The sequence below is a fragment of the Yeosuana marina genome (genome assembly GCF_011762485.1).
In the GTDB taxonomy this organism is placed as follows: domain Bacteria; phylum Bacteroidota; class Bacteroidia; order Flavobacteriales; family Flavobacteriaceae; genus Yeosuana; species Yeosuana marina.
This window is the reverse complement of the sequence record NZ_JAAKGI010000003.1, coordinates 420,791-433,393: the sequence shown is the minus strand read 5'-3', so window position 1 is coordinate 433,393 and position 12,603 is coordinate 420,791. Positions and strand designations below refer to the sequence as shown.

Genomic DNA, 12,603 nt, shown 5'->3' with positions numbered 1-12,603 from the left:
CGAAATTAAATTATTAGGTTTTTATTTATATCAACCATTGGTTTTCAAGGTTAAACTCACCACACATTAAAACGAGTTAAAAAATTGATTTACAGTGTATTAATCTGCTATTTTTATGATGTTCAAAATGAAAAAAAATTACATAAAAAAGCTTCTGTTTTGCAAAGAATCCTTAAAACTTATTAATTTTTAAAAATTAGATACATTGTTCATACAATATAATCACAATGACAGCAACCGAAATGGTATCAAAAAAGTGTTTTTTCATACTTCGAAGCAAATGTTTCTATTTAAAAATGAACATCCTAATTATTTGTGAAAAAAGTCAAAATTAACTTTGTATTCTTTTTATTTTTTTACTTTTGCATGTACAAACAATAGAGGAAAGATTTGACTGATTGCAACCTCTTCTAATTAATTTTTTGAATCGAAAGATTCTGAAATAAATTCAGAATAAAAAATGCTAAAGGCAGTGTAAACTTCCTTCGACGTTATCGTCAAATCTTCTATATAAATTTTATATTATGTCATATTTATTTACTTCAGAAAGTGTATCTGAAGGACACCCAGATAAAGTAGCCGATCAAATTAGTGATGCTTTAATTGATAATTTTTTAGCCTTTGACGTTAATTCAAAAGTAGCCTGTGAAACGCTTGTAACTACAGGACAAGTAGTACTTGCTGGTGAAGTAAAATCTACGACGTATTTAGATGTTCAAAAGATTGCTAGAGACACGATTAATAAAATTGGTTATACCAAGAGTGCCTACATGTTTGATGGTAGTTCTTGTGGTATTTTTTCAGCTATTCACGAGCAATCCGATGATATAAACCGTGGAGTTGACAGAGCTAGTAAAGAAGAGCAAGGAGCAGGAGATCAAGGTATGATGTTTGGATACGCCACCAACGAAACCGAAAACTATATGCCTTTGGCGTTAGATTTATCTCACCGTATTTTAATTGAATTAGCAGAGTTACGCAGAGAAAATAAAGAGATTACCTATTTAAGACCCGATTCTAAAAGTCAGGTAACCATTGAATATGGCGATGATAACAGTCCACAACGCATTGATGCTATCGTCGTATCAACACAACATGATGAGTTTGATGAGGATGACGTTATGTTAGCCAAAATCAGACAGGATATTATTCACATTTTAATACCAAGAGTTGTTGCTAAACTTCCTGAACATATTCAAGTTTTATTTAATGATGATATTACCTACCATATAAACCCAACCGGAAAATTTGTTATTGGAGGTCCTCATGGTGATACTGGGTTAACAGGTCGTAAAATTATTGTAGACACCTATGGCGGAAAAGGTGCCCATGGAGGTGGTGCTTTTTCAGGAAAAGACCCAAGTAAAGTTGACCGAAGTGCTGCGTATGCTGCACGCCATATTGCTAAAAATTTAGTAGCTGCTGGTGTTGCCGATGAAATTTTAGTTCAGGTATCTTATGCTATTGGCGTGGTTGAACCAACATCGATTTTTGTTGATACTTATGGAACATGTCCTTTTAATATGACCGATGGTGAAATTGCCAAAGAAGTTAGAAAATTATTTGACATGCGCCCATCGGCTATCGAAGACCGTTTAAAATTACGAGCACCTATTTACAGTGAAACAGCTGCTTATGGACATATGGGGCGTAAAAACGAAACTGTTACCAAGACCTTTGAGCAACCTAATGGTGAGACTGTAACACTTGATGTGGAACTATTTACTTGGGAAAAATTAGATTATGTAGATAAGGTTAAAAAAGCCTTTGGATTACAATAATCCGTCAGATTTAAATATTCTGCAATAATCGCTCTGATAATTCTGTAGCTACTATATGATTGGTGATAATCTCATCAACAATAAACTGTGTTCTATCTGGAAAGTCAACATTAATAATAGTATCTTTTTTAATCCATTTTAAAATTGATGCTACCATTTTTTTATTAAAAGAAGGTAGAACTAAGACACCCATTTGTTTTAAACTTTCAGCATTACATGCTTGTTCGTATTGACCTTTCATGGGAACGACCAATAGCTTCTTTTTTAAATACATAGCCTCTGCAGGTGTTTCGAAACCTGCACCACATATTACGCCTTTACTCCATGCCATCGCTCGTTCAAAATCGCTATCAAAAATAGGTTTTACACTTACATTTTTAATTTTATAAGCCTCTTTTGAATGTTTTGAAAACACTTTCCATTTGGCTCCTTTAATCTTTGTTAATACTTTAATTATTTTTTCATCACTATAAAATGGCAAATACACCACAAAGTAATTTTTCTCTTTGATGCTTTGGCGTCTTATATCATTTCTAATAATAGGCGTAAATATATTTTTGTCATAGCTTTTAAAATGAAAACTATAGGTTGTAGCACTAGGCGCAAAGTATTTTAAAACCAGCTTTCCTATCCAGCTTTTCCATTTGGGCTTCGGTACTTTTTTAGACAAAAAGGCTCCTTGATGACTTAACGAAATGCAATTTAAATCACCTCTTAAATAACTTGCCCAAGCTGATATAGGTTCAAAATCATTAATAATCAAATCGTAATCACTTAAATTACATGATCTAATTTCCTTAATTATTCTGAAAATATTGTTTGCCTTTAGCGTTTTTAAATAATCTATTCCGCCTTTTTTTCCAAAAACAAAAACAATTCCTTTAAGTTGATATTTTACCGGAAACGGGCAATTAATTTCAAACTGCGATCCACTAACCAATACATCAACCTCAACTCGGTTGTTTAATACCGCGTAAAGTTCTTTGGCTCTACTTAAATGTCCATTTCCAGTTCCCTGAACTGCATACAATATCTTCATTTGGGGATTCTTATTTTTGTCTGATTAAATTAAAATCAGCTAATAATTCATTAAATATTTCTTTGTTAGATTTTTCTAGAGTTGCCTCATCATCAGTTTTCAACGAATGTTTAAAATCATTTTCATCATATTTATAAATAGTCCATTTTGATTTATGATACTCTAAAGCTGTTAAGTTTTCAACCCAATCACCAGAATTTAAATACGTAACTTTATTATCTATTGATTGAAATGTTTCTATTTTAGGATGGTGAATATGCCCACAAACCACATAATCAAAATTATTTTCAGCAGCTATATCTACCGCCGTTTTTTCAAAATTATTAATATGCTTTACGGCACCTTTTACACTATTCTTTATTTTTTTTGATAAGGATATTTTTCCCTTTCCAAAAAGATGACTTATCCTATTTACCCAGCTGTTGATTAAAATAAGAAAATCATATCCCTTGGCTCCTAATTTTGCTAACCATTTAGAGTGTTGCATGGTCACATCAAACACATCTCCATGAAAAAACCAAGCTGTTTTAGTATCTAATTTAAGAACTACTTTATTAACTATTTTAAACTTATTAATGCTGAAGTTTACAAACTTCCTAAGCATTTCGTCGTGATTCCCAGTAATATAATACACCTCCACATCATCAGTTATCCATTTAAAAATATGCTTAACAACCTGCATATGCTCTTTGGGCCAATAGCTTTTTTTAAACTGCCAAATATCAATAATATCACCATTAAGAATTACTTTTTTTGGCTTAATACTCCGCATATAATTTAGCAATTCCGTGGCTTGACAACCATATGTTCCAAGGTGAACATCTGAAATAACAACAAGGTCTATTTTTCGTTTTTTCGAACCAGATTTACTCATACAAGTAGGTAAAAATTACACGTACATTTGGTATATAAAAATAGGGTATCTTATTAAAGATTAGTTGTTTTAATAATTAAGAATAGGTTAAATAAAACCAGTTTTAATGTTATTAAAATTATGGGAATGTGTATTTTATGTAACTTAAATATTATGAAACCCCTTGCTTTTTACAAATCGTAGTTATCATATATTGAAAAGAAAATTATAACTTCGTTGTTATCCTTTATCAGACACCTTTTATTATTTCTTAAAAATTATTCATTTTAAAAACACATTCATGCAAAAGCAGTTAATTCTCTTTCTAGTTATACTTTCGTTCAACCTCCACACATCTATTGCTCAAAAGAAAAGTAAACTTATAGCTGAGATTAATTCTATTTTACAAAACGAAATGGAAGAATCTCATATTCCAGGTGCCGTTATTTTAATAAAAAAAGGTGATCAAAACATTTACAAGCATGCTTTTGGATATGCTGATTTAAAAGATTACAACAACCAAACGCTCGCAAATCCTGATAAAACAACTGTTAACTATATGTATGATTTAGCATCGCTTACTAAAGTGATTGGCACGACAACTTCTATCATGTTATTGGTTGACAAAGGACTTATCAAAGTAGATGATCCCGTTTCAAAATATATTAAATCCTTTGATACACCAGAAAAAAGTAGCATAACTATTAGGCACCTGCTAACCCATACGGCAGGACTATATGAGTGGTATCCACTATTTTATTTTAGTAATAATAGGCAAGAAACATATAAACTTATTGGTCAACTTCCTTTAAAATATTCTGTTGGCAGTGGCAGACATTATAGTGATTTAGGATTTATGCTATTGGGAGATATTATTGAAACCGTTTCAAAACTTCCATTGGATGAATTTATGGAACAAAACATATTTAAGCCACTCAACATGACACACACCATGTATAATCCGCTTATACATACTTCGACTAAAAAAATAGCAGCAACATCGCATGGAAATCCTTTTGAAAAAAGAATGGTTACCGACGCTTCGCTTGGTTTTAAATTAGACAGCATAAACCCTAATCAATGGAACGGCTGGCGTCATTATACTTTAAAAGGTGAAGTGAATGATGGTAATGCGTGGTATGCCAATAATGGTGTATCTGGCCATGCAGGATTATTTTCTACGGTTGACGATTTACAAAAGCTTGTTGATGTATTAAAACATCATGGAAAAACGGAGCATGGGCCTTTTATTTCTGGAAAAACCATCAACTTATTTTTAACGCAAGATGAGTTTAAAAATGGCCTAGGTTGGGTTATGAATAATAGTAGTGCTTATATAAAAGATGCACCCAAAGGTAGTTTTGGACATACAGGATTTACAGGAACTAGTATTGCAGTTGTTCCAGAATATGATATATCTGTAATCCTATTGATTAATCGCCAGAATATGGGATTACAAAAAACGCAGACTTACTATAATTTAAACCCTCTTAGAGAGCAAATTTTTACTGCAGTTATGGACTATTGTAATCAAAAAAAACAATAAAATACAATGAAAAAATACTAAAAATTATGGCACTTATTAATCCTCACATTAACTTCAACGGAAATGCCGAAGAAGCTTTCAATTTTTACAAATCAGTGTTTGGTGGAGAGTTCGCAATGATTATGCGTTTTAAAGATATTCCCAACCCTGGATTTCCAATAGCAAAAAAAGACGCAAATAAAATAATGCACATTGCTTTACCTATTGGCAAAAATGTTTTAATGGCCAATGACGTTCCAGAAAGTATGGGTCGGGTAAATGAAAATGAAAACAGATCTAAAATATCTGTTAGCGCAGAAAGTCACGAAGAAGCTGACAGAATATTTAACGGACTTTCAGCAGGTGGAAATATTGAAGTACCTTTTGCAGAAAGTTCTTGGGGTTCATATTTTGGGATGTTTCGAGACAAATTCGGTATTGAATGGATGGTGGATTTCGACCCAAAATATAACGGTAAAGTATAAGCAAAAAAAAGCGAATTCTTATACTTTACCGTTAAACTAAACTCCAAAAATTATGTATACTACTTACAACTCATATCGCAACCTAAAGGTTAAAAAACGTGGTTGAATATAATATTCGGTGGCGCTTACAGACACACTTCCTGTATTACTGCTGTTTTGCGATTTGGTATCTAGCAAGTTAGTTGCTTTAAGTTCATATTCCCATTTACTATCTTTATCCTTTTTATAGGATAGTGACGCATCCCAAAACTCATAATCATTAATAGTTCCAGCTTCATTGCTAAAATTATTATAGCTATAGTTTGTTTTAAAAGTAAATGATTTAAGAAACAACGCATCAAATTCAATTGATGGTGCTTTGGTATAAAACTTAGTTCTTCTAGAACCTTGATCGTTATCTTGAATGCTATAACGATAAGCTAATTCAAAATTTGGAGCTTCTCTAAAATTAGTTCCTAATCGTGTATTATAGGTTTGTGAGTAATTTTCATTCACAGACGCTCTACCATTGATAAACTGATTGAATTTGTTATAACTAAAATTACCACTTAAAGTACCACGAAATTTTCCAATGGTTTTTTGTGCACGCCCAGAAGCACTAGCACTTTCATCTGCTAAACCAGAATTGAACGGCGAACTTATATTAACCACACTTCCTGGATCAAATTGTGAGGTTGTTCTAATTCTATCAACAGTTTTAGTATAACTTAATCGTGCATTTACATTGGTATAATTAAACATATTAAAACTAAAATACGATAGACTTACATTATGAGCCAATGCACTTTGAAGCTCTTGATTCCCAGAAAAAATAGACTTATAATTATTTAATACTAATCCTTTTGCTAATTGATTTATATCTGTAAAACTGGTTTGCATAGCGTAATTAAATACAATTTGCTCACTCTTTTTTAATTGCATAAGGATATTAAAATCTGGTAACAATCTAAAAAAGTTGTCTTTATAATTTACATTAAACTGATTGTTTTTAGCACTATACGCATGCGCCGAAACACCCGGAGTAAAAGTGAAAATTCCAGATTTTAATCGGTAATGTAGTCCTAAATACATATCACTAAACGTATAAGCAATATCATTATAATCAACACCATCGTTTAGAGTTGGCGTAGGTTGAAAGGTTGAATTATCATCTAAAAACTGAAAGATATTAGAATTAAATTTTTGCTTGCTGTAAATAGTTCCTAAGGTGAAATTAATATCACTTTTTAGATTTAAAATATTCCAATAATCTAATTTTGCATCTACTTGATTTGACTTAACACGCTTGTCTTGAGCAACATCATAACTTGATTGAGAACCGTCTAATCCTAAGGCATCAGCTGTATTTAAGTAACTAGCTTTATCCTCCAAAAACGCATTATAAAATGGGTCTTCGTCTTGTAGTAAATGTTGTATTTCTAATGCAAAGATATTCTTGTCATCAAGCGTGTAATAGTAATTTAAATTTTGATTAATACTAAAAGGTGATGATTTTTCTAATTGTAAAATATCTCCGTTAACCGATGAATAAAATAGCTGGTCTTGAGATTCTTTTGAAGTTCTTGCCAACACATCGTAATTTAATTGATTGTTAACATTGGGCTTATATTTTGTACTAAACTTAAGCATTCCCAAGTCACTACGTTGCGTGGTATTACTTTCTGTGTTTTCGTCAGGAATCCCTAAAGTTGGGTCCGTATACGAAATAGAATTGTTTTCTTGCAACTGTGTCCTGCTACTTGAGAAAATTGCAAATCCACTAACATCGAGAGTCTTTTTAGGAGAATAACTAAAATTAGCAGCTCCAAATTTAGTATTAATATCTTTGGCTCGATTATTTTGCATGGTAAGGAAGCCTAAATTATTGCTTCCTAAATTGATGTTGGTTCCGCTGCTTCTGCTTGGAGGTCTAAAGCCTCCTGTGAAATTAAAATAGTCTCTTCGGGTAAAAGCTATTTCGCCAATATTATTTAAGTCTCCAATAAAATTAATACTATACTCCGGACTATAATAAAACAATTTGGGTTGTGCCAAATACAAGGTATTGTTTTTGGAATCGCCTAATCCTGCTGTTAAATTACCAAACCAAAAGTTCTTTTTACCTTGTTTTAGCTTAATATTTATAGCCACATTATCTTGATTATTGGTTACGCCACTTAGCTGACCAACTTCTGCATAATTTTTAAGAACTTCAACTTTATCAATCGCATTTGCTGGTATATTTTGGGTTGCTAGTTTTGAATCGCCATCAAAAAAATCTTTACCCTCAACCATGACTTTGCCTACTGTTTTTCCTTCAACTTCAATTTGTCCGTCGTCATTAACTTCAACACCCGGTAATTTATTAAGTACATCTCCTAGCTTTCTTTCTGTACCCGATGTAAAAGAATCTGCATTGTAAACAATAGTATCACCTTTAACAACCACAGGCATTTCATATACAAGTTCAATTTCATCTAATGTATTATCATTTTCTAAACTGATATCTTTTGTAATATCAATATCGGTTGTTGTGAGATCAATTTGAGCCGTTTTCATACCGATATAGCTCACTTGTAATTTATAAGTTGTATTTTTTTCTACCGATAGTTTAAAATATCCATCGTTATTTGTAATACCATAGGAATCTAATTTTTGAGTTTGCTGATTAATGGCTATCACATTAGCCAACTCTAACGGATTGCCTATACTATCTCTCACAGTACCTTCTATTTTAACTTGAGCAAAGGTGTTGCTTACCGCCATAAGCAGTAGTAATAAAACTAATTTTTTCATTCAATGTCTTTTTGATTGCTTATGAATTATTTTAATGGTTACCACCACGTCCGCCTCTACCCCTAAACATCTCGCGCATTTCTTCCATCTTTTCTTTTACAATGGTATCATACTCTTTTTTTCCAACTTTTTTCCCTTTTGAAGGCGCTTTTATCTCCTCCTTTTCAGAAGGGTTTAAAACAATTTTAGAACAGAGAATCGTTGTTCTATCAGCATTCACTTCTAATATTAAACCCGGTAAACCCCAGTATTCTCCTGGCCCTTGATTTACTGGTATTTGAGGCGTATACCAGGCTGTTACAATAATTTGTTTAGGTAGTTCTTCAATATCTTCAGTTTTTGTAGCTGTTGAATCTTTAGGTTTTTCATTATTGTCTCTTCGTCTAAAACTAGAAAAATCAAAACCATCAGCCTCTTTAATTGCAGTTGCCTTGAAGCACATGTACTGTCCGATCATTTTATTTTCTGAACCTAATTCCCAATCTAATTTTGGCAAACTATCGCTAATCAAAAATTGTTTTCCAAAGAATTCATTTTCCTGCAGTAATTGTTGATCTTTTATATTTTTATATTCATCACCACCGCTGGAACTCATCATTCCGAAACGCATTCCACCTCCTTGATTAGGTGCGTCTAACTTTTGTTCTTCTTTGTAAATAGATTCAGTTTGGTTAAATGTTAAGATATATGACTTTTCGAGAGCACTCTTCATTCTGTCTGCAATCTGTTTTTTTCGCTCCTCACTTAATTGTCCGCCACCAAAATTGCTCATATCAACTGTGGTTTTAGATTCATAATAAGCTTTTCCTTGAAAATCCTTTTGTGCAAACGAGACAAAAAAATAAAAAGAAAATAATAGAGTAATACTGAGTTTTAGCTGGCTTAAATTCATTGATGTAGTTATTTAGATGAATAATCTTAGGTAAGACTCTATTTTTCTCAATTAGTTTAAACCATAAGCGATAAATAATTCTTAAAAATTAAGGGCCTATCATAATTTCTATTCTGCGTTCACCGTCATCATCTTTACGGTTATTGTTCATTCTTTCATTTTCCTCTTGCATTCTTTTTTCTACAATAGATTCAAAATCTTCTTGGTTAACCACCTTGCCCTTTCTTGGTTCAACGATATCTACCTTATCTTCAGGGTTTAATACAAGTTTGCTACAAACAATAGTTTCTGTCCCATTATTAACTTCAAGTATTAACCCTGGTAAACCATAATATTTTGCAGGACCATTGTTTATAGGAATTTGTGGCGTGTACCAAGCTGTAATAGTTATTTCCTCCATTTGTGGCTCTTCATTTTCATTCGCATTTAAATCTTTATCGTCATTAATACTAATCCCTCCTGTTACCACTGGAACCATATGTTTCATTGTCGCTTTAAAACAGGTATATTCTCCAATATTTTTAGTTTCCTGTTCAAGCGTCCAATCTAACTTAGGCAGTGAATCTTTTATTAAAAAGATTTTTCCAAAAACCTCGTTTTTTGAGGTGTATCTTTTTTCTTTTAGGTTTCTGTACAAAATGTCAGATGCATCTGTACTTACAAAAACCATTTGAACATTGCCTGTTTGAGGCGCCCCTAATTTTTCTTCTTCTTTATAGAGAGACTCTTCCTTATTAAAACTTAAAATAAATGTTTTTTCAAACTGTTTTTTTAACATTTCCAACATCTTTTGATGCATTTCGGAGTTTACTTGAGTACTGTCTAACTGGATATCTACGTTTCTCTTTGTTTTATAAGTAGCTTCGCCTTTAAAATTTTGAGCACTAACATTAGTTGAAAATAATGTTAGTGCAGAAATAATAATTACTTTAATGATGAAATTCATAACTGTTCGTTTTTTGATTATTGACACTGCAAATATCAAATCTTTAAGAATACTAAACAGTTAATGAGTGTTAACGAGTGTTAACCGATTGGTTTTGTAAGGTTTTAAGATTTACTTTTGATTTATGAAAGGTTCTAAATACAAGTGGATTTTACTCATTATACTATGTGTGATAGCAGGCACTATTGCGGTTCAGGTGTATTGGAATTACAAAAATTATATTGCTAACAGACAACAATTAATTAATGAGGTGCAATTAAGTTTAGACACGGCTGTTGAAAATTACTTCGCTAATCTAGCAAAAAAAAACACTTTAAAATTTGCTTTTACCTCAGACAACGACACCCTTTCAAATGATATAAAATTAGATAGTCTCATTAAAAACATTCAAGTTTTCACAAACAAAAAAAATAATTTAAATGCTCTAAAAAACATACAAGCAGATACGATAATGGAACATCTGTATCAAGACGAATCAAATAACGAATGGTATTCTAATAAAGTTATTTTAAAAAAAACCACTGACGATTCTATCCATTCCTTAACTATAGATAGTTTTAAAACACTTACTTCAAAAGTGTTAATTTCAATGACACGAGATTCATTAAAATTAGATAGGATTGATAGCTTACTGCACAATGATTTAAAAAGGAAACAATTAAATATAACCTATGGTTTGACATTTAAAAAAGATTCAACCACAACAAAAAAAACAGGTGAATTTAACACTGATAAAACCTCTCTATCTATAACCTCAAAATCTACTTTTCTACCCAATGGAAGTTCTCTTGAAATCAATTTTACTAATGAAACTAAAATTATTTTAAAACGTATTTTAGGAGGCATTCTACTTTCTGCTTTCCTTATTTTAGTCGTAATAAGTTCTCTTTATTATATGCTAAAAACCATCAAACACCAAAAACAACTAGCAGAGGTTAAAAACGATTTAATAAGTAATATAACGCATGAATTTAAAACACCTATTGCAACCATTAGTGCTGCTATAGAAAGTATTAAAAACTTTAATGTTATTGATGATAAAGAAAAAACCGGGACCTATTTAAATATATCTAGCAATCAACTTTCTAAACTAAATGTGATGGTTGAAAAACTCTTGGAAACCGCTACATTAGATGGTGATAGCTTGCAATTAAATAAAGAAGAAACTAATATCACTGAACTGATAAATACATTGGTAAGCAAACATAAAATGCAAACTGATGATAAAACAATTACGTTAAAATCTGAACAAGATGTAATCATTGCTAAGGTTGACATATTTCATTTTGAAAATGCTATCAATAATATTTTGGATAATGCCATTAAATATGGCGGCAACACTATTTCTATTTATTTATCTCAGACACCAATTGCTTTTACAGTTATTATTTCAGACAATGGAAATACATTAACAAAAACCCATAAAGAAAAAATATTTGAGAAATTTTATCGCGTTTCAAAAGGAAACACCCATGATGTTAAAGGTTTTGGAATAGGCCTCTACTATTCTAAAAAAATAGCAGAAAAACATGGTGGCATTATTCATTTAGATTTGAACAAGAACGAAACAACGTTTAAAATATCGCTGCCCAATGAATAAACCAACAACCATTCTTTTAGCAGAAGATGAGCCCGCATTGGGCCAAATCATCAAAGAAAGTTTAGAAACCCGAAATTTTGATGTCCTTTTGTGTAAAGACGGAGAGCAAGCTTTTGAAATATACCAAAGTAAAAATCCCGAATTATTGGTACTTGACGTGATGATGCCAAAAAAAGATGGTTTCACTCTAGCTAAAGAAATCAGGGGTATTGACGACCAAATTCCTATTATTTTTTTAACAGCTAAATCTCAAACTCAAGATGTGGTTGAAGGTTTTTCTATTGGTGGTAATGATTATCTTAAAAAACCATTTAGTATTGAAGAACTCATTGTTCGTATTAATAATTTACTTCATAGAACCAGTATTCAGAAAACGTCAGAAATGTTTAATATTGGTCAATATACTTTTGACTTTCCGAAACAAGTTCTCAAATATAAAGAAGAACAACCCTTACAATTAACGCATCGAGAGGCTCATTTACTATTTCATCTCATAAAAAACAAAAATGCCGTTTTAGATAGGTCTTTAATACTAAACAAGCTTTGGGGTAATGATGATTTTTTTAATGCAAGAAGTATGGATGTATTTATTACCAAGCTTCGCAAAAAGTTAAACAAAGATGATAGTATTCAAATTTTAAATGTCCGAGGTTTTGGATATAAGTTAATTTGCTAAAATTGATTAGGTTTTTGTATTTTTCATGTCT

General features: G+C 31.6%; 10 protein-coding genes. 5 read left to right on the top strand and 5 right to left on the bottom strand.

The window, feature by feature from the left end:
- Window positions 1-524: 524 nt before the first annotated feature.
- Window positions 525-1,781, top strand: a complete 1,257-nt coding sequence (gene metK, locus G5V56_RS06460; protein WP_166963031.1) for a methionine adenosyltransferase — start codon at window positions 525-527, stop codon at window positions 1,779-1,781.
- A gap of 10 nt (window positions 1,782-1,791) precedes the next feature.
- Here metK and G5V56_RS06455 read toward each other — a convergent pair whose 3' ends face one another.
- The gene (locus G5V56_RS06455) at window positions 1,792-2,820 is read right to left on the bottom strand and encodes a glycosyltransferase family protein (protein ID WP_166963029.1); all 1,029 of its coding nucleotides are present in this window, start codon (window positions 2,818-2,820) and stop codon (window positions 1,792-1,794) included.
- Window positions 2,821-2,830: 10 nt separating this feature from the next.
- Window positions 2,831-3,694: a UDP-2,3-diacylglucosamine diphosphatase gene (locus G5V56_RS06450; protein WP_166963027.1), complete on the bottom strand. Its 864-nt coding sequence runs from the start codon at window positions 3,692-3,694 to the stop codon at window positions 2,831-2,833.
- A 280-nt stretch (window positions 3,695-3,974) separates the two neighbouring features.
- On the opposite strand from G5V56_RS06450, the gene G5V56_RS06445 reads away from it, so the two are divergent.
- Entirely contained in the window at window positions 3,975-5,219 is a 1,245-nt protein-coding gene (locus tag G5V56_RS06445; protein WP_166963025.1) for a serine hydrolase domain-containing protein, read from the top strand.
- 26 nt (window positions 5,220-5,245) lie between these two features.
- On the top strand, window positions 5,246-5,683 hold the full coding sequence (locus tag G5V56_RS06440; protein ID WP_166963023.1) for a VOC family protein: 438 nt from the start codon (window positions 5,246-5,248) through the stop codon (window positions 5,681-5,683).
- Window positions 5,684-5,746: 63 nt separating this feature from the next.
- On the opposite strand, the gene G5V56_RS06435 is transcribed toward G5V56_RS06440, so the two are convergent.
- The 3 genes from G5V56_RS06435 to G5V56_RS06425 form a co-directional block, all read right to left on the bottom strand.
- On the bottom strand, window positions 5,747-8,458 hold the full coding sequence (locus tag G5V56_RS06435) for a TonB-dependent receptor (RefSeq protein ID WP_166963021.1): 2,712 nt from the start codon (window positions 8,456-8,458) through the stop codon (window positions 5,747-5,749).
- Between the two features lie 31 nt (window positions 8,459-8,489).
- The gene (locus G5V56_RS06430; protein ID WP_166963019.1) at window positions 8,490-9,350 is read right to left on the bottom strand and encodes a GLPGLI family protein; all 861 of its coding nucleotides are present in this window, start codon (window positions 9,348-9,350) and stop codon (window positions 8,490-8,492) included.
- 88 nt (window positions 9,351-9,438) lie between these two features.
- Window positions 9,439-10,296: a GLPGLI family protein gene (locus G5V56_RS06425; RefSeq protein ID WP_166963017.1), complete on the bottom strand. Its 858-nt coding sequence runs from the start codon at window positions 10,294-10,296 to the stop codon at window positions 9,439-9,441.
- A 124-nt stretch (window positions 10,297-10,420) separates the two neighbouring features.
- Here G5V56_RS06425 and G5V56_RS06420 point away from each other — a divergent pair, with 124 nt between their 5' ends.
- Complete coding sequence (locus G5V56_RS06420) at window positions 10,421-11,896, top strand: sensor histidine kinase (RefSeq protein WP_166963015.1); 1,476 nt, start codon at window positions 10,421-10,423, stop codon at window positions 11,894-11,896.
- A complete protein-coding gene (locus G5V56_RS06415) occupies window positions 11,889-12,572 on the top strand; it encodes a response regulator transcription factor (RefSeq protein WP_166963013.1) in 684 nt (227 codons plus the stop codon). Before G5V56_RS06420 ends, G5V56_RS06415 begins: the two co-directional genes overlap by 8 nt.
- Window positions 12,573-12,603: the final 31 nt, after the last annotated feature.